This window comes from Treponema vincentii, assembly GCF_018336815.1.
Classification (GTDB): Bacteria; Spirochaetota; Spirochaetia; order Treponematales; family Treponemataceae; genus Treponema.
The window spans coordinates 2,671,997-2,693,956 of record NZ_CP050497.1; the positions used below are offsets into that span (position 1 = coordinate 2,671,997).

Annotated in this window: 19 protein-coding genes and 1 pseudogene; 3 read left to right on the top strand and 17 right to left on the bottom strand. The window is 44.9% G+C overall.

Annotated elements, in window-relative coordinates; all coding sequences use genetic code 11:
- The first annotated feature begins 5 nt into the window (after positions 1 to 5).
- On the top strand, positions 6 to 806 hold the full coding sequence (acrB, locus tag GWP40_RS12245; RefSeq protein WP_016522167.1) for an acryloyl-CoA reductase electron transfer subunit gamma: 801 nt from the start codon (positions 6 to 8) through the stop codon (positions 804 to 806).
- 20 nt (positions 807 to 826) lie between these two features.
- Complete coding sequence (gene acrA, locus GWP40_RS12250) at positions 827 to 1,930, top strand: acryloyl-CoA reductase electron transfer subunit beta (protein WP_212565529.1); 1,104 nt, start codon at positions 827 to 829, stop codon at positions 1,928 to 1,930.
- Positions 1,931 to 2,615: 685 nt separating this feature from the next.
- Here the strand turns inward: acrA and GWP40_RS12255 are convergent.
- The 5 genes from GWP40_RS12255 to GWP40_RS12275 all read right to left on the bottom strand — a co-directional run bounded on the left by GWP40_RS12255 (position 2,616) and on the right by GWP40_RS12275 (position 5,611).
- Positions 2,616 to 2,867, bottom strand: coding sequence for a hypothetical protein (locus GWP40_RS12255; RefSeq protein ID WP_212565530.1), 252 nt, complete (start codon positions 2,865 to 2,867; stop codon positions 2,616 to 2,618).
- 558 nt (positions 2,868 to 3,425) lie between these two features.
- Positions 3,426 to 3,641 carry a hypothetical protein gene (locus tag GWP40_RS12260; RefSeq protein ID WP_016522172.1) on the bottom strand — a complete coding sequence of 72 codons (216 nt, stop codon included), beginning with the start codon at positions 3,639 to 3,641 and terminating at the stop codon, positions 3,426 to 3,428.
- A 2-nt stretch (positions 3,642 to 3,643) separates the two neighbouring features.
- The gene (locus tag GWP40_RS12265) at positions 3,644 to 4,534 is read right to left on the bottom strand and encodes an Rpn family recombination-promoting nuclease/putative transposase (protein WP_212565531.1); all 891 of its coding nucleotides are present in this window, start codon (positions 4,532 to 4,534) and stop codon (positions 3,644 to 3,646) included.
- A gap of 171 nt (positions 4,535 to 4,705) precedes the next feature.
- Positions 4,706 to 4,996 carry a BrnA antitoxin family protein gene (locus GWP40_RS12270; protein ID WP_212565532.1) on the bottom strand — a complete coding sequence of 97 codons (291 nt, stop codon included), beginning with the start codon at positions 4,994 to 4,996 and terminating at the stop codon, positions 4,706 to 4,708.
- Between the two features lie 96 nt (positions 4,997 to 5,092).
- Positions 5,093 to 5,611 (bottom strand): hypothetical protein, encoded by a 519-nt coding sequence (locus GWP40_RS12275; protein WP_212565533.1) that lies wholly within the window; start codon positions 5,609 to 5,611, stop codon positions 5,093 to 5,095.
- Positions 5,612 to 6,104: 493 nt separating this feature from the next.
- On the opposite strand from GWP40_RS12275, the pseudogene GWP40_RS12280 reads away from it, so the two are divergent.
- Positions 6,105 to 6,359: pseudogene (locus tag GWP40_RS12280) on the top strand (hypothetical protein); the annotation flags it as partial.
- Between the two features lie 271 nt (positions 6,360 to 6,630).
- Here the strand turns inward: GWP40_RS12280 and GWP40_RS12285 are convergent.
- The 12 genes from GWP40_RS12285 to mutL form a co-directional block, all read right to left on the bottom strand.
- On the bottom strand, positions 6,631 to 8,712 hold the full coding sequence (locus tag GWP40_RS12285) for a hypothetical protein (RefSeq protein ID WP_212565535.1): 2,082 nt from the start codon (positions 8,710 to 8,712) through the stop codon (positions 6,631 to 6,633).
- A gap of 377 nt (positions 8,713 to 9,089) precedes the next feature.
- Positions 9,090 to 9,263: a type II toxin-antitoxin system HicB family antitoxin gene (locus GWP40_RS13190; RefSeq protein WP_230974480.1), complete on the bottom strand. Its 174-nt coding sequence runs from the start codon at positions 9,261 to 9,263 to the stop codon at positions 9,090 to 9,092.
- 10 nt (positions 9,264 to 9,273) lie between these two features.
- Positions 9,274 to 9,492, bottom strand: coding sequence for a type II toxin-antitoxin system HicA family toxin (locus tag GWP40_RS12295; protein WP_371922012.1), 219 nt, complete (start codon positions 9,490 to 9,492; stop codon positions 9,274 to 9,276).
- Between the two features lie 158 nt (positions 9,493 to 9,650).
- A complete protein-coding gene (locus tag GWP40_RS12300; RefSeq protein ID WP_212566623.1) occupies positions 9,651 to 11,072 on the bottom strand; it encodes a nicotinate phosphoribosyltransferase in 1,422 nt (473 codons plus the stop codon).
- Positions 11,073 to 11,128: 56 nt separating this feature from the next.
- The gene (locus GWP40_RS12305; protein WP_212565536.1) at positions 11,129 to 11,650 is read right to left on the bottom strand and encodes a hypothetical protein; all 522 of its coding nucleotides are present in this window, start codon (positions 11,648 to 11,650) and stop codon (positions 11,129 to 11,131) included.
- A gap of 5 nt (positions 11,651 to 11,655) precedes the next feature.
- Positions 11,656 to 11,991, bottom strand: a complete 336-nt coding sequence (locus GWP40_RS12310) for a hypothetical protein (protein WP_212565537.1) — start codon at positions 11,989 to 11,991, stop codon at positions 11,656 to 11,658.
- Complete coding sequence (locus tag GWP40_RS12315) at positions 11,972 to 13,945, bottom strand: FapA family protein (protein WP_212565538.1); 1,974 nt, start codon at positions 13,943 to 13,945, stop codon at positions 11,972 to 11,974. Before GWP40_RS12315 ends, GWP40_RS12310 begins: the two co-directional genes overlap by 20 nt.
- Before the next feature lie 10 nt (positions 13,946 to 13,955).
- Positions 13,956 to 14,744 (bottom strand): RNA polymerase sigma factor WhiG, encoded by a 789-nt coding sequence (gene whiG, locus GWP40_RS12320; protein WP_212565539.1) that lies wholly within the window; start codon positions 14,742 to 14,744, stop codon positions 13,956 to 13,958.
- A gap of 20 nt (positions 14,745 to 14,764) precedes the next feature.
- Positions 14,765 to 15,427: a hypothetical protein gene (locus GWP40_RS12325; protein ID WP_212565540.1), complete on the bottom strand. Its 663-nt coding sequence runs from the start codon at positions 15,425 to 15,427 to the stop codon at positions 14,765 to 14,767.
- Positions 15,428 to 15,680: 253 nt separating this feature from the next.
- On the bottom strand, positions 15,681 to 17,783 hold the full coding sequence (locus GWP40_RS12330; RefSeq protein WP_212566624.1) for a methyl-accepting chemotaxis protein: 2,103 nt from the start codon (positions 17,781 to 17,783) through the stop codon (positions 15,681 to 15,683).
- Between the two features lie 532 nt (positions 17,784 to 18,315).
- Positions 18,316 to 19,863, bottom strand: coding sequence for a helicase HerA-like domain-containing protein (locus tag GWP40_RS12335; protein ID WP_212565541.1), 1,548 nt, complete (start codon positions 19,861 to 19,863; stop codon positions 18,316 to 18,318).
- 77 nt (positions 19,864 to 19,940) lie between these two features.
- Positions 19,941 to 21,959 carry a DNA mismatch repair endonuclease MutL gene (gene mutL, locus GWP40_RS12340; protein ID WP_212565542.1) on the bottom strand — a complete coding sequence of 673 codons (2,019 nt, stop codon included), beginning with the start codon at positions 21,957 to 21,959 and terminating at the stop codon, positions 19,941 to 19,943.
- Between the last annotated feature and the right edge of the window lies 1 nt (position 21,960).

The window sequence follows — 21,960 nt, forward strand, 5'->3', positions numbered from 1 at the left end:
AACAGATGAAAGCTATTGTTTGTGTAAAACAAGTTCCCGATACATCCGGAAAAGTTGCCGTCAAAGAAAACGGGCAGCTTGACCGCGCTTCGATGATGACCATCACCAACCCCGATGACTTAAACGCGATTGAAGCGGCGCTGCAGCTAAAAGATCAAACCGGCTGTGAAGTTGTCGCTATTTCGATGGGGCCGCCCCCTGCAGAAAGCATGCTCCGTGAGCTGTTGGCGCGCGGCGTTGACAAGGCGGTACTGGTTTCCAGCCGTGAGTTCGGCGGAAGTGACACGTATGCTACCAGCCAGATTTTGGCAGCAGCTGTACGCCGCGTCGGTGTCGGGCCGGAAGATGTTGTATTCTGCGGCCGTCAGGCAATCGACGGAGACACCGCACAGGTAGGTCCGCAGATCGCTGAAAAACTGAATCTCCCGCAGATCACCTACGCAGCTGATATTAAAAAAGAAGGCAACACACTGACGGTAAAGCGTATGCTCGAAGACGGCTACATGATGCTCAAGGTAAAGACGCCCTGTCTTATCACCTGTATTAAAGAGCTGAACGAACCGCGCTATATGAGCGTCAGCGGTATTATGGAATGCTACTCAAAGCCGTATGAGGTATACAATTACGAAACCTTGAAGGACGACCCGCTCATCGATAAAGACACGATCGGTTTGGAAGGTTCTCCGACAAACGTATACAAGTCCTTTACCCCGCCGCAGAAAGGCGCCGGTACGATGATGGAAGGCGCCGACAAAGCCGCTTGTGAAAAGCTCGTCGGTATGCTGGCAGAAAAACATATCATTTAATGAAGGAGGAGAATGTACAAATGGCTTACGATAGCAAAGACACTGAAGCCTTCAAAGGCGTGTGGGTATTTTGTGAACAGCGCAACGGAGAAATCCTCAACACCTCGTTTGAATTATTGAGCGAAGGCCGGAAGCTCGCCGATGAATTAAAGGGCGAACTCTGCGGCGTTGTACTTGGAAAAGGTATTAAAGAAGATGCATTAAAGAATCTCGGCGGCTACGGCGCCGATAAGGTGTACTACTGCGAACACGATCTTCTTGCCGATTATACAACCGATGCGTATACAAAAGTGATTACCGCATTGGTACAGGACAAAAAACCGGAAGTTTTCTTAATCGGTGCAACAACCATCGGACGCGACTTAGGTCCCCGCTGTGCCGCACGGCTCCATACCGGATTGACCGCCGACACCACGCACCTCGACGTCGATACGGAAAAATACAAGGAATTTCTCCGCACCAGCTCGACGATGGATGTCGAAAAGACACCCTTTAAGGTAAACACCAACTTAAAGATGACCCGTCCGGCGTTCGGCGGTCACTTGATGGCAACGATTGTGTGTCCCCGCTTCCGCCCGCAGATTGCAACCGTGCGTCCCGGCGTTATGAAGAAGCAGGACTTTGATTCGGCAAAAGCGGCAAAGACCGTAATTGAAAAACCGGCAGTTGAGCTTTCCAAAGCCGATATCAGCGTTGATATCCTCGAAATCAAGAAAACCGCAAAGAATATCGTAGACTTGATCGGAGCAAATGTGGTTGTTTCCGTCGGCCGCGGTATCGGTAAAGACCCCAAAGCAGGTATCAAACTGGCTGAGGATTTGGCTCAGGCGCTCGGCGGCGTTGTCGGAGCTTCCCGTGCCGTTGTTGACTCCGGCTGGATGGATGCAAACCATCAGGTTGGACAGACCGGTAAAACCGTACATCCGCACATCTATGTGGCAGTCGGTATTTCCGGAGCAATTCAGCACCTTGCCGGTATGCAGGATTCCGAGTACATCATCGCGGTCAACAAGAACCCCGATGCGCCGATCTTCGGTGTAGCCGACTACGGTATTGCAGGAGACCTGTTCAAGGTACTTCCGATGCTGACCGAAGCGGTTAAAGCGGCAAAAGGCAGCCTGTAATTTTTTAAGGGGCGTGTTGAGCTTATGCTTAGCGCGCACCGAATTTTACATTGCTAGAAAACTGATTGTTTTTTAGAGAACCTTTGTGATGCACAAAGCCTGTTTTTCCTTTGCGGAAGAACAGGCTTTTTTAGTTAACCTACCCAAAGCTTTATGCTAAAAATTCATCCGGCGTATACACGGGTATTTTTGACCCAAAAAAATCTTTTTTATTGCGTGTAATAATGCAATCTACCGATTCTTCTAATGCACATTGATATTGCAAACCATCTTCAAAATCAGGAAATATTTTATTCTTTAAAGCATTTAAAATGCTCTCTTTATTTGCACTACCGATTCCAATGATTTCGAATAAATTGCAAAAAATTTCTCGTACATTCTCTGCCGGAATATACTTCTTTAAGATATAAAATAACGTTCCTTAAAATTCAGCAGCCGAACAAAATATCAATTTTGGAGGATGCTGAATTGGTACGCGATAGCGTACGTACAATCAGCGAGTTTGCAGCAAGCAAACTCGACGTGTTTTTCAGCCGCGCTATTTGAGCGGCTGAAAATAAACGTTGAAATAGTATGAACTGCTACAATTCCTGTTATTTCGTTATCTTTACATTTCTTAATGATAGTTTGTGCATTATTAAAAAAAACAGGACGCTTTGCCAGAAAATCAACCAAAATATTTGTATCAAGTAAGACTTTCATATTTCGTAACCGCAAATTCTATAGCTTCTTGTTTATAATCAATATCCGGCGGTAGGCAACCAGCATACTGTATCAGGGCATCATAAGCTCTATTTTTTTCTTGCTGGGGTATTGTTACAATATGTTGTCTATTCGTTTTTTTCATTTTTACAAATAAATATTCAATATAATGCTGCACTTCCTGCTGCAGCTCCTTTGAAAGCATATTGTATTGCCGCATCATTATATCGTTCATAGAACGCTCCTTATCTATCCATCCCATAGCAGTATAGCACACTTTACCGTTTCATTAAACTCTGCGAGCTTGGTGGCGTTTGCAGCTACTGTGATGACAAGCGGCGTTTATCATTTATCGAAAATGCAGCATCACCATTTCCCCCTGCTGCAAGACGAACTGTTTACCGGTACATATAAACCTTAGTTCATGACTCCCCTTATTTTCAACAACGACCTCAGGCTACATCCCTTGCTTTACTTGGCAACGGCAAGGCTCACGGTTAGTTGGGTGCAGGGCATTTCCTAAAAGAGAAGATGCCCTGCAAAGCCGGTAGGGAATGGATTAAAACATCTTGCTTCGGTTCTATCGGTTTTATAACCATATTCGGCGGGCAGCATTTTTGAACGGCTTTATTGGAGCCGCTCAAAATAAGCATAGCACATTTACCGGCAATTAAAAACATGTCATCTCTTAGCATCTGCAGAACGGACAGGGATGTACGCTGTTCAACAGACCTGCGGTACTTTTTTGCCTAACTCCTTGCATCTGCTCCGCCTATTTGCAAAAAGTTGATTTTTATAGAGCCTTTATTTCTTCAACGGAAAGGCCTGTTCCTTCAGCTATTTTATCAATATCAAAACCAAACTGCTTAAAAGCCTTAGCCGTTTCAAGTTTGGTTTGATAGGCTCCCTGAGATATACCTTGTTCAATGCCTGTGGCAAAGGCTATTTCCCGTTCTTCTGCTCGTTGTACGGCTATATCGGTTTCATAATCATATTCGGCTAGTAACAAGTTTATAATTTTTCTATTTCCGCTTGAGTAAGCCCTGTACCCTCAGCAATTTTTGCTATCGGTATACCCATTTTCTTAAAAGCTAAAGCTGTTTTTATTACTCCATCGGAAAAGCCTCGCTTAATACCCTGTTCAATACCCTGTTGTATTCCTTGTTGTATTCCAATTCTTAGACTTTCTTCTCTCTGTACTGCGATGTCTGTATCGTAATCATATTCGGCTACTAACATATTTATTACCTCCCGTGATTTTCTCTGTAAGTATTCTTTTAAGATTCCTTTTTCTATACATATCTTTACCGCATTGGTAAAGCCATTTTCAGGATCAAGTTGCGTTTGTTTTCTTACCTCTTCAACAAAGAGACTGTATTCTTCAAGCGGTTTACAGCGGCTCAATACTTCTGCTCCTTTGTCCTTATTTATGTTATATACCTTTACCTCAAGCTCCAGCGGCACTTTTTCTGGTTTTGTTATAAACGCATCAGATAACTTTAGAACTGTAGTTTCAGGGTAATCTTCCTTGCCGTTATAGAAAACGTAGAATTCCGGCGTAGGTATTTTAGACAGCTTTCTTAAATATCTATCGGTCGGAGCTTGAAGTTTTTCATAGAGCCTTGCTATGTATTCTAAAAAACGCAAAGGCATGTTTTCGTTTATGGTGGATTGATGTTCTGCAAGAACGATAATCTTATTGTCGACAAGGCAGGAAACATCGTTGATTATGTTCATATACATAACATTATCGAGCCTTATGTTTTCTACAGGACAAGACATTTGCAGATTTGTTCCGTGCAAAGCGTTATATAGCGATAAAAAGTTTTCTTTAGCCTTTTCGTCTTCTGCAAAAAGATCGACAAAAACCGAATCTTTATATTTTCTGTTTGCCGTAGTCATAGCTGTTTCCTCTCTTGTTGTATTATAGCATAGATGGGCAGGTTTTAAAGAGGGGGTACCCTCAGCGATTTTTGCTATCAGTATACCCATTTTCTAAGCTAAAGCTGATTTTAGAGAGACCTTTAGCTGTAATCAACAAAGGTCGATTATTCGTGCCTTGTTCCTTATGGTTTATCCAAAAACAGCTTTCCGTAAGATAGCATTTATGCGTGGTTGGTACTCTTGAGTTTCAATCTGTAACGCTTCTATTATGTCACTATCAATACTAACCTGTACAGTGTGGTTTTTACGTTTTTGTAATGTTGTATGAAGCTCATAATAAGGACGAAATTGTTTAAGCTCCTCTTTTGTCTGCTTTGGGCAGTCCGAAAAATCAGTATTTTGAAAATTTTTGATTTCGTTTAGCCGTTCTTCCGTAAGCGGCGGAAGATTTTTAACTTCATCGAGCGTCATAGTTTTCATAATATTCTGCATCCTCATCAACTTCGGCTTTTCGTGCAGAGATAAGCCGTATTGCTGATGTTTGCAGCTACTGTGATGGCAAGCGGCGTTTATCGTTTACCGAAAATGCAGCATCACCATTTCACCCTGCTGCAAGACGAACTGTTTACCGGTACACATAAACCTTAGTTCATTGCTATCCTTATTTTCAACAACGACCGTTACTTTCTTCTGCACCGGTATCGGCATCGTAAATGACTCGCCTTTTTGCAATCTAATCGAAGAAACAGGCTCCATATCATTTTTTTGCTGATTCACCGTTTGCGCACTATTCTTCCGCGGTTGTAACTGAATGTTTGAAAGATGATCGTATTCAGACGGAGATTCTCTTTGAATATACGGCTCTGTTTCATCAAGATTTAGATCCCGATTCAGTATTCTTGCATTTCTTGCAAAGGCTTCGGTTTTATCATGAGTATCCGTTTGAGTATCTCCTGCCGTTGAAACCGTTAAATCGGCAACACCGGCTAATACGGTGATAGGAAAGTAAAGCGCTCCGGTAGTCGGGGTACTTGTGCATGACATCACACTGATGCACAATATGCAAAAATATACATAACATCGTAAGTATTTCATATCTCAAACCTCCGTTTCTCGATAGTATCGGCAGCTTTCCAATGCGTAATGAGGTATCAATGCGTAATGTACCGCCCGGAACGACTATGTAACCTTTCAAAATCCTCATATCCATGCTACAATAGTCCCCGAGGAGAAACAGCCATGAGTACGGCGAACAGAAAGTACAAAGATTCACTGTCCAATACGGTACGTCCATATACCGTATTGGACGATGAGTTTTTCAGATGAAAAACTCACTTCTGCATGGAATCACCGCCATCCGTGGCGGTTCTGCATAGCCACCGCTTTTGGAAATAGACGATGCAGATACAAGGAATTAGGCAAAAAAGTACCGCAGGCACGGTCAAAAATGTACATCCATGTACATTTTCGACCTACGTGTTTGCAATGCAAACACGTTACTGATTGGAACCAGCGGCATCCGTGCCGCTTCTGAAACGTTGAGGACACTTTTTTGCCGTATGACACCGTAGATGCGTCGTATATTTCCAAAAGAAAATCAAAGGAGGTATTGAACATGTTACTCGCCGAATATGATTATGAGACAGATATCGCAGTGCAACGAGCGGAAGAACATGAAATAGCCTTTGCTCAAGGTATTGAACAAAGTATTGAGCGCGGCTTTGCGGACGGCTCCCACCAAAAAGCGCTCGAAACAGCAAGACTGATGAAGAATGAAGCTTTTGACATGAGCATGATTGCAAAGCTGACGGGCATTTCCAAGCTTGAAATCGAAAAGTTGTAATCCAATCGGGAATAGCATTCTGCTTTACATTAACGTTCCACATATTTAATTATATGACTTATAGCGCATATTTTTTCAATTGACAAAAAAAGCCGCTTATTCAACGCCGTGTTAAACACTAAACACTAAACACTAAGCACACATAAAGAAAAGACAAAAAAAAGACCTTAGGAAGCAACTGCTTCCTAAGGTCTTGCAAGAGTTCTACAATCCGGGATGCGTTAAAACCGATGAAGGTTTATTCCGCAGCCGCCGGATTGAACGGAAACGCTTAGCGTACATGCCGTTTAAAGGCAGCATCCTTAACGGTGTACATTACATTATCGATATGGAAACCGTCTTGGTTTGACAGTACGGTAAAGCTGCGATAGCCGTTAAATTTAGGCATGGGAAGCGCATCTTTTACATCCGTTTCGGCGTTCACGGAACCGAAATCACCTCTAACTTTCGCCTTTGTAAAGCTAAATTTAGCTGCCCGATAATCCAACCACGCACTCTTCATAGTTGTGTTATAGACATAACCAGATACAGTAGCGTACGGCTGACCGGTCAGTGAGCCAGCAGTTTTTACGTCCGTGTCAACAACAGGCGTACCCGAATAGGCAGCCTTATCGCCTGCAGTAGCGCGCAGTCTTATCGAAGCGGGCGTAATTGTCCAGTTACCAGCAACAACACCAGATTGATTAGACTTTACAACCGTCGGCACAATTACGAGAGCAATTTCCGTACCTTCCGCCGTAACAGACATCAGTACCTTATCATTAACAGCCACACCTAAGGGGTTATCATCTTTATCGACAAATTTCGTGGCCATACCACTGATAACAGTGTTAATATCGGCAGGCAGCTGCATATCGAAAACAAGCTCGCCCTCTGCATACGGCTTTCCTACCTTGGAACTAAGCGTTTTAGTGTCATCCAGCTGTAAGGCGGGGGCGCTGTTACCGTTTGTAACATCGAGCGCACCGGTTGTTGAAAGGCTTGCAGGGTTGTCGGTGGGGAATCCGGAAGCAGGAGTACCGGAAACCATAGTGCCGTTTATTTTTAATCCTGAATCGAAAGTATACTTAACGCTCTTAAGACCGTCATCGGTAGTAAAGCTGACTACCGGCGACTCGTGCTTCTCGCGCACCTTGGAGTTGGCTTTCTTGGTGTCATAGGAATAGATAACCTTTGCATAGTACACCTTGCCAAACTGCAATCCCTTCAATTCCGCTTTATAATACTCCGGAGCAGGCGGAACAGCGGCCACATGTTCTACTTTGTAAGTCAGTTCGTTTGCGTCCTCAAGATTCTCCTTCTCCGATACAAGTATGGCATAGTTTTCACGCTCAAGAACGGAGCCAGCCCCTTTATCCAGATACAACATGGCTGCGTCTTTCATCGGAGCCCACGTCAAAGTCGGATCTGCGGTGTTAATGGCAATTTTATCGCGTCCAGCTACCGAAGAAAGCGCATATTCCTTGTTAGATGCGCCTTTCAACACAAAGTTCCATGCATCGACTGCATCTTTTGCATAGACAACGTCTTCACCCACAAAAGATGTTATTCCTTCATCGCCGCCAAATTCCACATCTTTATAGTGCGCTTTAACGTGATAAGGCTGGTCGACGACAATGTCTTTATCATCCACCTTGCAGAGGAAATAGGTAATCGAGCTACCGCCACTAGTAACAACATGACCGTTTATCGGCTTGTCGCCGTTAATTTTTTTCGCTTGTGCATCGGCGCCAAGATAGAAATCGGCTGTTGCCGTCGGATAGTTACCATTCAATTGCGCTTCCAAATACCAGCCTTTAAAACCGTACTTGAGCGCTACCTTATCGAGCGTTGTGGGGTTTCCTACTTTAACATGGTGAGCCATGCGGGCAAGTTCCACACCGTCTTGATTGCTGCAGCGGAAGCCGAGCCAGAATTGGTCGCCGACCTGAATATCTCTGCCGAACCACTGCTTTATTTTGGTGTAGTTAATTTTTACATCATCTAATGTGTCGGGCGTAAGTCCATTTTTAGTCGCATGACCTACAATCAACGTTTCGCTTAATGCTTCTTTTTCCGTTCTTCCAACGCTGAAATCCCAGTCGACATAGTTAGTCTTTGCTTCCTCAGTACCTTCGATAACCTTACCGCTCGCTGATGCATTCTGCTTTACCTTATACACGATCTTTTCACGAACCGAACGGGTCAAAAAGTCAGAAGCCTTGATAACGTTAATCGGGATGGTAACCGTATCCGGTGCAGCCATATCCTGCTTGGCTCCCCCGCCCGTATACTGTGCGGGATTAGCGTGTTTACACGCAAACGTTACAAACAACATCGCTGCGGTAAACAGTACAAAAAGTGTTTTTTTCATAGATTAAATCTCCTTCCAGTTGTGGAATATTTAATTTTTTAGTTGTATAAGATCGGCTGACAGCCAACTCCCTTATACACTGCTTTTTATATAGTAAGGGCAAAACACGAATATGTCAACCCTTTATTGACAACATTTCCTGCTGTAAATAATCAATATTTCATTGCAGCATTGTTTTTAGCGAAGTTTCCAATACTTGAGAAAAATTTATACCTTGCATTTCTGCTTTCCGTTTTAGCGTATACGGAATAGTACAATTTGTTTTAACGCGCCGGTTATCCATTTGATTTTTCACAAAATCAGGATAAATGGTAATGGCATACACTATATCACCGGCATTTGTTTGTATATCAGAAAAATTTTCAATAGGCAACGTATCACCGTCTTTTTTCCATACCGTATATATGCAATTCGAGCGCTTCTTGCGCCATTGCTTGCGCCTCTTGAAAGTTTTTTCCGTAACTTACACAACCTAAAACATTCGGAAAATAGACGCTATAAGCGCCGTTTCCAGCCGGTTCAAAAACCGCTAAATAAGTCATTTTACGCATATATGGTCTCCTATTTTAATCCTGCTTGCTTTAAAATACTATTCAAAGTACATGGCTTTAAATCTCCGCTGTACATAGGAATGGTTACTTTTCCTTGCCTTTCCGAATGTTTAAGCTGGAAATGAGACCCTTTTGTTTCGTAAACATACCAGCCGTTTTGATTTAAGAGCTTTAATACTTCTTTTGCAGTCATAACTATGACAATACGTACTTTTAATGCGTATGTCAAGTGTTTCTCACGGAAATCAATTTTTACCTACGACCATTCCTGACGGGCATAATGAAGCATTTCCTTTGCACTGAGATTTCTATAGTCCTCTATATCACTCTTAAGTGTCGGTTGATTGTCCTTTTTTTTCAAAAATTGATTTCCGTGTTTTTGACACACTAGCGCAGGGAATGCAGCAGTTTCTGCTTCATCGCAAAGAGCGTCTTTGTAAGCGACACCTTGTAGATGTGCGGGTTGAGCAGACGGCGGGAAGTCGGGTGTAAACATTCCAGTTGCCGGTTTGCCCGCTGGTGCATCTCTTGCAGTGTTTCCTTTTTACCGGTGTATACGCCATCGGTAATTTTTAAGTGGAGTAATTGTTCTGCCTTTGCCGCCTTAAACGAAAAGCTTTGGTAGTCGTTCAACGGGTGATAGTAAGTGTTCATTGCTTCGGCGTCGAGCGTTTCATCATATAAACCGATAATATCAGCCTTAAAAAATCCGTCGTTGTCGTAGAGCCGCCACACTTGTTTAATGCCCGGATTGGTAATCTTTGCAGGATTATCAGACACCTTCATCACCGGCAGCCATGTTCCGTCGCCGGATTGACGCGCGGCAAGTTTGTAGACACCGGTAAACGAAGACTCTTGCCCGCCGGTTACCATGTGAGTGCCGACCCCCCAAGAGTCAATCGGCGCTTTGTTCAAAATGAGCGATTCGATAATTTCTTCGGTTAGTTCGTTGGAAATGGAGATTTTAGCTTCGGGTAATCCGGCGGCATCAAGCCGTTTCCGTACTTCGGTACTCAAATACTGCATATCACCCGAATCGAGTCTGACGCCGAAGTTTTTCCCTTGCGTTTGCAGTTTTTTCCCAACTTTTATCGCCGCCTCGATACCGGAACCGAGCGTATTGTAGGTGTCGATGAGAAATACCGATTTATCGGGATAGATGGAAGCGTATTGTTCAAACGCCTCTTCTTCGGTTGGGAAAGACATCACCCATGCGTGAGCCATGGTACCCATCACCGGCACACCGTAAAGCTTTCCGCCGAGCGTATTGCTGGTACCCGCCGCCCCACCGATAATAGCCGCACGGGTAGCGCTCATTGCGCCGTCCGCCCCCTGTGCGCGCCGCAAGCCGAATTCCATAATGGAGGATTTTCCCGACGCAAGCCAGATGCGGGCGGTCTTTGTCGCAATCAAACTTTGAAAGTTGATAGTATTAAGGATAAGCCCTTCGAGAAGCAATGCTTCGATAATCGGCGCTTCAATGCGGAGTACCGGCTCGCTGGGAAATATAAGACTTCCTTCATCCATCGCCCATACCGAACCTGAAAAGCGGAAATCCTTGAGATAGCTGAGAAAGTCATCGTCAAAAAGGTGCAAGGTCGCAAGGTAGGCTATATCGGATTCATCAAAATGAAAGGCTTGAATTGCTTCGAGCAGCGGCTCAAGTCCCGCAAGAACTGCGTATCCTCCTTTAAAGGGATTGCGCCTAAAAAACATATCAAAGACACACGGCCGATTGTTTTGGCGTTTAAAATAACCTTGAGCCATTGTCAGCTCATAAAGATCCGAAAAAAGCGCATTGGTAATCATCATTACTCCCATAATTGTTTTGCCCCATAGCCTTGAGCTCTATTTCAATACCTCACTTACCCTCCTATGGAGAGAATAAGTGCAATTTCACCAAGGGGGAGATCGACTTTTTCGGCGATAAAGTCGATCGAAAATCCTTGTCGTGCCAGTTCGACAACTTGTTCCCGGGGATTCAAAAGAGGAGAGACTTTTGCCGTAGTTTCGGGAATGCCGATAGGTTTTTTATAGATCATCACGGTATTTTTTTTTGTATCGGCTGCCGATGCCTCATCTTCTTGCGGTGAAGTTCGATATGCCCCGAGAAATTCTTTTTGCATCCTCCATTTTTCATGCTCCTGCTCGACGAGCGCGATATGTTTATCCGTGTCGGAAAGCAGCTTTTCTATCTGTTGAATCTTATTTTCAAGTACCGTTACCGCATGATCCGATTCGTGTTCAATGTCGATAATAAGCCGGTTTACTTCTTCCCGAATGCGATCACGGTATGCATTTTGCGAAAAGTTATGCGATGTCTTCCGATAAAAAACAATCATTAAAATAATATTAATACAGAGCAGTATGAGGGCAGCAATAAGCATAGGAATTATCCTGAAATATCGATTTTTTTTCCAAGCGATGGGTCTTGAATATAATATGATTTTTCGTTTGTAAGGGGCGAGTCGTGTTTTTGCTTTTGAGGGGTATCGTTGAATGTTCCTCCGGAAGAACCGTTTGAACCGTCTTTATTTATCGCTGTTTTTTCGGCCCCTGTGGCTTCGGTCTTCTGTACCGTTTGTTGACGCCGTGCAGCATCTTCCTTATTGGCTTGCTGACTGTTTTCGAATTCTGCAGCAAATGTCTGCCGTGCGTCTCCTTGGATCTTTCCGACCTTATCAAGCTGAGTATAAAGTATCTGCAGATCAATCGGTTGAATACCCACTGGGTGTCCTCTTTACGTCGTCATCATTGGTATAGTCTTCATAAGGGCCATACCGCACGAGACCGTTTTGCAAAAAGAATGTTGTTGCTTTGCAATCAACCCGCACATCTTCGATAATATCTTTAATAACGATTCGTACACCCGTATAAATATTTCCGGAAACAGAAACACGTCCTTCCGTTTTAAGCGCAGCAAGATAATCCCGTATCCGTTCTATCTCGTTCCGCAGTTCTTTAATTTCCGTTTCGTTAATATAGCGCAGCTCTTTTTTCTTTTTAAGTAATGCTTCTTTTTCTTCGGAAAGTTCTTTAAGAATCTTTTTTTGACCTTCAAGCGATTTTAAATCCAGTTTCAACGCAGTGAGCGCTTTTTCGGAGGCAAGCAAGTTCTTCTCTAATATAATCAATCGCTCTTTACTGCGCGGATCAAACCCGACGCTGATAACCGTATCGGAACCGCCTGCAGGACTACCGAGATTTCGGGCATATACCCCTTCGCATGCGATTACTTGACTACCAATAATGTCTGCACGTTTTCCGCGGCAGATAACTTTATGGTTAGCGACAATTTTTGAATTTAAAATACCGTCAGATACGATAACCATATCGCCTGCTTCTACCAATTCGATATTTTGAATAAATTTTGACCATATCGATTTACCTGCACGGATATGCCCGCCTTCTTTTCCGGCAATACCTTGACTGACGACGATATCGCCTTCCGCATCCAACGATGCCTTCCCGACAGTGCCTTTTACTTCGATATTACCCGCAGCCTTAATAGAGAAGCCGTCGTCAACATTGCCCTTAACATATACGGTGCCGAGGAACATAATATTGCCGGTCTTAATTGACACATTGCCTTCGATCGTCATAATCGGCTCGACATTGATCTTGTTCTTTATCAGCAGGACTTGTCCTTTCGTTTCGGCAACAATCGTCAGATTATCCTCAGCCAATCGGGTATTTTTTCCCAATGGAATAGCGATATCTTTACCGGATGCAGCAGGAAGGTATTTTCCGGTAACGGTTCTTCCGCTTTTGCCTTCCTCGGCAGGAACCTTTTGTGCGAGCGGCTGCCCTTCAATGACATTTTGAATAAGGTTGAGTTCTTTAAAGTCAATCTGCCCGCTCTTGTTTTCTTTGAGGCGCAGCTGTGAATTATCGGTTTCAAAATTGAAAAGTATCTTAGCATCGGCGCCTTTTTGCGGCGGGGTTCCTTCTGCGATCAGATAATTTTCACGATATACGGGGCTGTCTTGGAATTGCTTAACTCTTTTTTCATTAACACCTGAAACAACTCGATTATTTGATAAGAAGGTGATAATCATATCTGCCGACACATCGGCGCCGCCGGGCATCGGAGGGGACACGAAAAGATATGCCTTCATCTCATCTTCACTGATTTCGACAGACATCAGCGCGTCGTTGCCGGGCTGGTATTCATAATGTCCTATTCTAACATATTCATCAGCGCACGCCTGAACGATCGGTTTTAAAATTTCATCCGGCGGAATAGCCACATTTCTATCGCGTATTCGTTCTACGACATCGGCAAGCGCGACTTTTCTGCCGTTACCGCTGGGCGGTGTAACTTTCAAGAATACACCGTCGGGAGCACAGAATACATACGCTGCTCCGTCTCTATTCATATTTTCTTCCGGCACTTCTTCCGCACTGAGACCTGCTACGGTTTCTGCGTGGACAGTAGGCTTATGTACTTTGTGTGCTTCGTAAGCGCGGATTTTCCATTCTTTGGGATTTAAGACAAAAAAACCTGAAGCCCCTTTTTGTAAAATTTCATAGTCGATAAGGGAGCGGCGTAAACCAAGCTCAACAGCAGCATTGTCGATCGCTTCTTCGAGGGTTTGCCCTGTAACTTCGACAAAAAAACGGGAGGAATCCTTTTCATGCTGTTCCTTCATCTGCTCCCGAATTTGTTCAAAATGTATCATAGCAACGCTCCTAACGGATACCCTTACGAATATTGCTCAATTTTGCTTTAAGTTTTAGATTTGCACTGGTATGAATCTGAGATACTCGCGATTCGGTTACCTCTAATACTTTTCCAATTTCCCGTAATGTCATATCCTCATAGTAATACATAATTAATACTTTTTTTTCTCTATCGGGAAGTTCATTAATTGCGTCCACGATAATTCGTTTCATTTCTTCCCGCTCTACAATGACATCAGGATTAAGCGAAGCAGGCGCTTCAATACTATCGACAACCGGCGTCTGCTCGGAATCGTCCGATCCAAACCGTAAATCCGTAAGGGAAATAATACTGGTGCCTGAAATCTTTAATAAAATCTGATGAAATTCTTCCACACTCATACTGAGCGCTTCGGCAATCTCCGAGTCGGTTGCAGCGTGCCCTAACCGGGCTTCCAAATCCGCTATAACTTCTTCAATTTCACGGGATTGCTGGCGTACCGAACGGGGAACCCAATCAATTGAACGTAATTCATCGAAGATAGCGCCGCGGATGCGTGTTACTGCATAAGTATTGAATTTTACATTTTTTTCGGGATCATATTTATCGATAGCATCCAGAAGACCGAATACACCGTAGCCGACTAAATCATCAAACTCAACATTATTCGGCATACCGACGGCAACTTTACCGGCAACGTATTTTACAAGAGGTGCATATTTTATAATAAAAAACTCACGAAGATGCGGGTCTTGCGTATGTTTATATTCAAGCCAAAGCTCGTCTTCCGGTCTCGTATCTAAACTGACATTTCCCATACTCTATCAACACCCACCCTCTAATCCTCAGTTGCTAAAACGGTTCTAATTGCCTGAGCCATTACCTTACTATCGTTGCCGTCAGTTTGAATGCCGGTCATCGAAAAACCGCTGGTATCCATTTGCATACTGTCATCAATATTTTCAGTTTCAGCAAAACTATCATCATCCATAAATGAACCCGCATCGGGTAAATCCGATAAGTCGCTATCGTCTTGAGGACTGTCGTCAAAAGAAAAGGGAGAAGCATCCAAAGATTCGGTGTTTTTCCGAGCATCACCGCTATCGGAGATATCCGAAGTAGAGTCCGCAGGAACTGATTCCGTACTTTGCGGCTCTGTCTGCATTTCTGCAGCATTCGGCGGTACAGAAGTCTCCGCGTTATCGCCTGCCGTTACCGGCGCTGCGGCGCCTAACTCGTCATCAAGGGTAATATTAATATTTGCCCCGGAAGAACTATTCGCCGTTTCAGCGATATCCGATGACGCCGGCGAGGTAAAAAGATCGGGGATGAATCGCTCCAAGAGAATCCGTGCGCAAAACACAAAGCCTCCGGCTCCTACACCGGCAATAAGCCCCCTTCCTAAAATATGTAAGAACCGTACCCCACTTATCAGTCCGATAAGCATAGATAACACGCATGTTGCACCGGCAATGATTAAGGGAGCTTTTAGCTTCAACACGGACAAACCTCCACTTCAATAGCTTATGCGAATTTCTATCTCTCGTCAAGGTATTGCCTGAAAATTCTTCCGGGTAACCGCATCAGACACTTCCTTGAATATCCCCGCAGAAAAATGAGGCTGTTCACCCAGAACTGCTATGGACGTATAACAGTTGAAGATGGTGCCTGATGCGTTTGCCTATCTGTTAGAAAAAAATAAGGGGTCAAAGAATAATGACGACTTATTTTTCGCAATCTTGCAAAGAAACCGGTTAAACCTTAAATTTATTAACTTCGGATACTAAGCTTTCAATATTGTGTTTATTTTTTTGTGTAATTTCATTTACTTCCTGCACGGCATTATTGATTTGAACCGCTCCCGCTGCCATTTCATTCATACTGTCGGTAATGACACGGGTAAGATCGTTGAGCTTCTGCATTTCTTCCGCAACGCCTTCGCCCCCTTTGAGCATTTCGGTAGACCCCTCGCTTACTTCAACCGTTACCATATTGATATTTTTAATTGCAGTAAGCACTTCCTTGCTACCGTTTTCTTGTTCACGCATGGCTTCGGTTAAACGGTCGCTCATCGATTTTACCTGTTCCGATAAGTTAAAGATGGTACTGAATTTTTCTTCAGCGGTTCTGGAAGAATCCGAAAGCGTTTCGATTTCCCCACTTAATATTTTCAGTGTTGCAGTTATTGCCTTGCCTTGCGTTGCGGAATCTTCCGCCAGCTTTCGGATTTCGTCGGCAACAACTGCAAACCCCTTACCGGCTTCCCCTGCGTGTGCGGCTTCTATTGCAGCGTTCATTGCAAGTAAGTTTGTCTGCGAAGCGATATGCTGAATAACGCTCGACGCTTCCAGCAAACCACCTGATTCCTCTGCAATTTTCTGCGTTACGGTATTGGCAGTCACAACGGTCTCTTTGCCGTCTCCGGTTGCGGAAGCCAACTTTTTAATAACGCCGTCGGTACTTTCAAGCGTCTTGGTAATTGAAGCGATATTTGCAACCATCTGTTCTATAGAAGAAGATGATTGTGCAACACTTTCCGCCTGCATTTCGATACTGCCATTAAGCTGCTTAATCGTTCGAACGATCTCTTCGATAGTGGCTGCCGTTTCGGTTACGCTTGCAGCCTGTGTCATTGCCTGTTGTTTTACACCTTCGATATTGGCGCTTATTTCGTTGATGGCGCTCGCGGTTTCTACCATGTTGGAAGCAAGCTCATTTCCGACTTCTTCCATCGATTGGCTATTTACGCCGACGGCACGTATCGATAATCCAATCTTCTCGATTGTTTCATTGAAGTATGCGGACAAATTCGTTATTTCATCATTTCCAATAACCGGCAGGCGAACCGTTAAATCTCCTCCACCGTGAGCAATATCCCGCAATGCAGCGACAACAGCCTGAACAGGCTGCATCATTTTATAGGCGATAATATACACAATGACAAGCGATAATACTAAAATAATAATACCGGTAAGCATAATGCCTCTGCGAAGCGCATTTACGGTTCTCATAAATTCATCCACCGGAGCTTTTATAATAACAGTCCAACCGGTCGACGGTATGGTTGCATAAGAGGCTATATTAGTGACGCCGTTATACTCATAATAGCCCACTTCGCTTTTTTGGGTGTCAAGTGCATGCCGGGTAAAAGTTGCTAACGAAGTAAGCGATGAGTCTGTTCTTGCCATTTCTATCGCATTTTGTTTGCCGGTTACTCGCTCATAATTCTTATTCGCTATGGTAGTACCGGTTAATCCGAGTATGTAACACTCGCCTGTTTTTCCAACGATAATATCCTCTATTTCTTGGGAAAGCAATTTTGCCGGCGCCGCCGCACTCAGAACACCGATGATGGTATCCATGTCGTCATAGACCGGAACAGCAAAGAGTATTTGCATATTATTCGTTATTTGCGAAAGGAATGGTTCCGTAATATAGTTTTTCCCCTTAGCAGCGGCCCGAAACCATTCTCTGTCACTTACAAACGTGAGGGCTCTATGCGCGTCATACCGATTACCTTCGAGATCGCACACGCCGAAGTAATCTATTTTTGTATTCCGTTCCGCTTCTATTGTTATCATTCGCGCCTTTTCCTGCAATGAAAGACTGTTATCACGTAAAAACGGCATACGGGCAAGTCCCTCTACAAATTGTACAAAGGAAGAGGCTCTTCCGTCGACAATCTCTGCAACGTCTGTCGCCTTGTCGGTAAGATGGACTTCAATTTTTTCTATAACGGCTTTACGTGCTGTCCTTATTGCCAAAGTTCCCAGCGTAACGCCCGCCGCTAAAATCAATAACCCAAAAAATAAAACAAGCTTATATCTAAGCGGGAAGATTCGTTTTCCGGTATTCATAAGATACTTCCCGTCTTGCAATGATGATTTCCGTACGTACGTATCGGGGATTATACTTTTTTCATTCATTTTGTCAAGTATCTCCTTTAGACAAATTTAAGATTGCATCAAACTACTGCATTACATTGAATGCCGTGGAGGCCGTCCGTGTTAGCAGTGAATAGTTGGTAAAAAATCCGCTGTTATTATGGGGTACTTCACTTGTAGGATGCGTAGCCGGCAAACGCCTGCTCATAGAGAAATGCTAATATTTTTATGTATATCAACTTTCTCTAATAACTTTATGTTAAGATATTATCACTTTACCACCAACTGTTCAAGGTATGAAAAGCATCAGATACTTTTTTGAAAATATGCATACCGTCTAAAGCATTGTTTAGAAATAAACATCCATGTTCATTTCTAAACCTCGTGTACAAGGACGTACAATATTCACGTTTCTCGCCATGGATGCCATCGCTAACAAATGTACTTCCGTGTACATTTGTTAGCTTCGAGTTTTTGTTCAAAACAACCATGGACGGCGGTGGTGTTAACGGAGCATTTTTTTAATAGAGCCGAAGACACCGCGGGTAATTTCCCGTCCGACTGAGCGGGTGATGCTGTCAACCAAAATTCTCCCCAACCGGTCTGTGGTGCTTTGATTTTTCCGTTTCGCAGCTTCTTCCAGCCTTAACTTTGCCGCTTCCGCCCTTGCTTTGGCGTTTTCGGCTCGTATAAGCGCCGCTTCTTCTTTTGCCTTTGCTGCGGTTTCTTTTGCGAGCTGTTTTTCTTCGGCTTGTCGTGCTACAGCTTCAGCCTGTTCGGTAAATTGCTTGGTAAGAATCTCGTAGGCGGATTCACGGTCTACAGGATCCTTGTATTTGTATAACAAGGGAGATTCTTCCACCAACGCTGTGATTTTAGCGCTATCAATTACACCTATTTTACTGTGAGGAGGAGCAATCATTGTCCGCTGCGTTATAGAAGGGCTGCCGTCCTGCTGCAAAACGGAAACAAGGGCTTCTCCGGTTTTAAGCTGTGTGATGACTTGAGCGGTGTCGAACGCAGGATTGACGCGGAAGGTCTCGGCTGCAAGGCGTATGGCTTTTGCGTCCTTAGGGGTAAACGCCCTCAACGCATGCTGAATCTTATTTCCCAGCTGGCCAAGGATAGCTTCGGGAATATCGGCGGGATTTTGGGTAACGAAAAAGACTGCAACGCCCTTCGACCGGATTAAACGCATAATTTGTTCAATCTTTTGAAGCAATATCTTTGATCCGTTATCAAACAATAAGTGAGCCTCATCAAAGAAAAAAACGATTTTCGGTTTTTCAGCATCGCCGATTTCCGGGAGATTCTCGTAAAGCTCGGATAAGAACCATAACAAAAAGGTTGAATACAGCATGGGCTTTTGGTACAGTTTGACGGCATTTAATATATTGATATATCCGCGTCCCTCGAATGTTTGCTTAAAAAAATCAGTGAGGTCTAAAGCCGGTTCGCCGAAAAAATTATCCGCTCCTTCATTTTCGAGCGTTAAAAGATTCCGCTGAATTGCTCCTATCGATGTGTCGGAGATATTACCGTATTTTAATTTTAAATCCTGCTTATTTTCACTGATATAATGGAGCATCGCTTTAAGATCCTTTAAATCCAAAAGCAATAGCCCGTCCTCATCGGCGACCCTGAACGCGATATTCAGTACGCCGGTTTGCACTTCGTTAAGGTCTAACAGGCGAGAGAGTAACAACGGCCCCATTTCGGAAATCGTAGTGCGTATGGGGTGTCCCGTTTCTTGTAAGATACTCCACATCCGCACGGGATAACTTTTAAATTCAAAGTTTGAAATATGCAAGAGACTGAGCCGTTCTTGCAGTTTAACGCTCGATTCGCCTTTTTCGGCAAAACCGCACAGGTCGCCTTTCACATCCGGTAAAAACACCGGCACACCTAAATCGCTGAATGCTTCCGCAATTACTTTGAGCGTAACGGTCTTTCCCGTACCGGTAGCCCCCGTAATAAGTCCGTGTCTATTCGCCCTCATCGGTAAAAGTTCAACGGCAGCTTCGCCGCGGCCTAAAAAAATTGCTTCGCTCATAATGCTTTCCTTATAATGGTAATAAAGAAGGCAACCACTAAAAATATTTTTGATGCAGTTGCCATGGAATTTCGTCTCTAGGTCCGCTTAACCCGTTTAAAGAGTTCCTCGCGGGTAAGCACAATCCAGATTGGGCGGCCGTGCGGGCAGATCGGTTCGGGAAGTTCAAAGGCTTGCGCCGCAATGCGCTGCTGTGTTACGGGATCGAGGATGGCGTGATCCTTACAGGCAGCGCGGCAAGCTGCTGAGGCTAAAACCTGATAGAGGATATCACCGGCATTTTTACGGACACCGGTGATGTCGCGGATAAGATCACGCTCCGTACCTGTCCACCGTGCCGGTACGGCGGTTACCTGCCATACGCCTGCACCTTCATCGGAGAGGGCAAACCCTGCCTTACACAGCAGCTCCTGATGTTTTTTGATAAACGCATCGTCTTCTTCCGATGAAGTAATAATCCGGTAGGGGATTAACAGCTCCTGTACACCGCCGGTATTGTGCCGCAGCTGCTCAAAGATAATCCGCTCGTGGGCGGCATGTTGGTCGATTAAATACAGCGCATCGTTTTTTTCTACCGCGATAAAGGTACCGGCAACCTGTCCGAGCAGCTTAAAATCTGCCGGAGGAAGATCCGGCGGCGGCTGTAAATACGCTGCCGTACCTGTAGCCGCAGGCGGCGGAATAATATGCCCGCTTGCCGAATAGCTAACCGCCGCTGTCGCCGCTATTTGGCGGAATGCGCTACCGTATCCGCCCTGTGCGTCATCGTAGCCCACTTGGGTGCCGGATAACGTGCGGCCGTATCCGGCAGACAGTGCACCGGTATCGTTTCCGTACGCCTTTTCATATCGAGCATAGTCATCGGCTGCGGTGTCGGCGGCTGGGTTACCGCTTTTACCGTATCCATACAGGCCAGTTGTCGTGTCGGAGTGCGGCGGCTGTGGATATGCTTCTGTCGGAGAACCGTGCTGAAAATTTAGCGGGCGGGTAAGGCTTGGATCATACTTCTCTTTTAAGAGACTTGCAACGGTATGCTGTCGATAGAAGGAGCCGACGGCGCTGCTGACGGCGTGGTGGATGGCGCCGTAATCTTGAAAGCGTGCTTCTTTTTTTGCGGGGTGAATGTTAAAGTCTACACGCGATGGGGCTACCGTTAAAAATAAAAACGCAACGGGATGTCCCCCATTGGGAAAATAGCCTTCGCTGCCATACTCGATTGCCTGCGTAAGCCCGAACTCGGTAATCCTTCTACCGTTGACAAACACCATGATGGCGCGTTTGTCGCTGCGAACGACATCCGGACTGCCGAGCACAATACGGAACGAAAAATGCTCACCGCCTCCTTCGATTTCAAAAAAGAGCGCTTCGGGTTCTTTAAACGAAAACGCCGCAAGGCATCGTTCCCGCAACGACTTCGCAGGAGCAAGGAGAAAACGGAGCATTCCGTCTGTGATAAAGCGCATTTCGGTGTGGTAATGCGGCAGGGCTTTGTCGAGAAAAACCGTCCTGCACAGTGCCGTTTCGGCAGCCGCCCGCTTTAGAAACTGCTTGCGGGCGGGGAAATTTTCAAAGAGGTTTTCTACTTGCACCACCGTACCGGCGTTTAAACGCGCCGGAAGGATTTTTCCCAGTTGCAGCTTCCATGCGGCAGGGCCGCTCCGCGTTGAGGTGATCTCCAAATTGCTGACTGCTTTAATAGAAGAAAGCGCTTCACCGCGGAAACCGAGGCTGCGCAGGGAGAGCAAGTCTTCCGCTGTGGAAATCTTGCTTGTCGTGTGGGTATCCGTGCAGATAGCGAGGTCTTCGCGGCTCATTCCGCATCCGTTATCCATAACCCGGATGCGCTCGATACCGCCGCCTGAAATTTCCACCTGCACCTTTGAAGCGCCGGCATCGATTGCATTGTCTAAAAGCTCACGGATAACGGCTGCAGGGCGGTCGATAACTTCTCCGGCGGCAATCTTCCGTGCGGTTTCCGGATCAAGCGCCTTTACCGGTCTGTACACGGCCACGGTAGAATTGGCTGACTGAACCGCCGCAGTATCGGTGTGCGAGGAAGCTTGGGATAATTCAGGTGATTGAGATAGGGTATCCATT

Coding starts and splice junctions, on each gene's coding strand:
- acrB (WP_016522167.1), top strand. CDS start 6: ATGAAAGCTATTGTTTGTGTAAAACAAGTTCCCGATACATCCGGAAAA.
- acrA (WP_212565529.1), top strand. CDS start 827: ATGGCTTACGATAGCAAAGACACTGAAGCCTTCAAAGGCGTGTGGGTA.
- GWP40_RS12255 (WP_212565530.1), bottom strand. CDS start 2,867: ATGAACGATATAATGATGCGGCAATACAATATGCTTTCAAAGGAGCTG.
- GWP40_RS12265 (WP_212565531.1), bottom strand. CDS start 4,534: ATGACTACGGCAAACAGAAAATATAAAGATTCGGTTTTTGTCGATCTT.
- GWP40_RS12270 (WP_212565532.1), bottom strand. CDS start 4,996: ATGAAAACTATGACGCTCGATGAAGTTAAAAATCTTCCGCCGCTTACG.
- GWP40_RS12275 (WP_212565533.1), bottom strand. CDS start 5,611: ATGAAATACTTACGATGTTATGTATATTTTTGCATATTGTGCATCAGT.
- GWP40_RS12285 (WP_212565535.1), bottom strand. CDS start 8,712: ATGAAAAAAACACTTTTTGTACTGTTTACCGCAGCGATGTTGTTTGTA.
- GWP40_RS13190 (WP_230974480.1), bottom strand. CDS start 9,263: ATGCGTAAAATGACTTATTTAGCGGTTTTTGAACCGGCTGGAAACGGC.
- GWP40_RS12300 (WP_212566623.1), bottom strand. CDS start 11,072: ATGATTACCAATGCGCTTTTTTCGGATCTTTATGAGCTGACAATGGCT.
- GWP40_RS12305 (WP_212565536.1), bottom strand. CDS start 11,650: ATGCTTATTGCTGCCCTCATACTGCTCTGTATTAATATTATTTTAATG.
- GWP40_RS12315 (WP_212565538.1), bottom strand. CDS start 13,945: ATGATACATTTTGAACAAATTCGGGAGCAGATGAAGGAACAGCATGAA.
- whiG (WP_212565539.1), bottom strand. CDS start 14,744: ATGGGAAATGTCAGTTTAGATACGAGACCGGAAGACGAGCTTTGGCTT.
- GWP40_RS12330 (WP_212566624.1), bottom strand. CDS start 17,783: ATGAATACCGGAAAACGAATCTTCCCGCTTAGATATAAGCTTGTTTTA.
- GWP40_RS12335 (WP_212565541.1), bottom strand. CDS start 19,863: ATGAGCGAAGCAATTTTTTTAGGCCGCGGCGAAGCTGCCGTTGAACTT.
- mutL (WP_212565542.1), bottom strand. CDS start 21,959: ATGGATACCCTATCTCAATCACCTGAATTATCCCAAGCTTCCTCGCAC.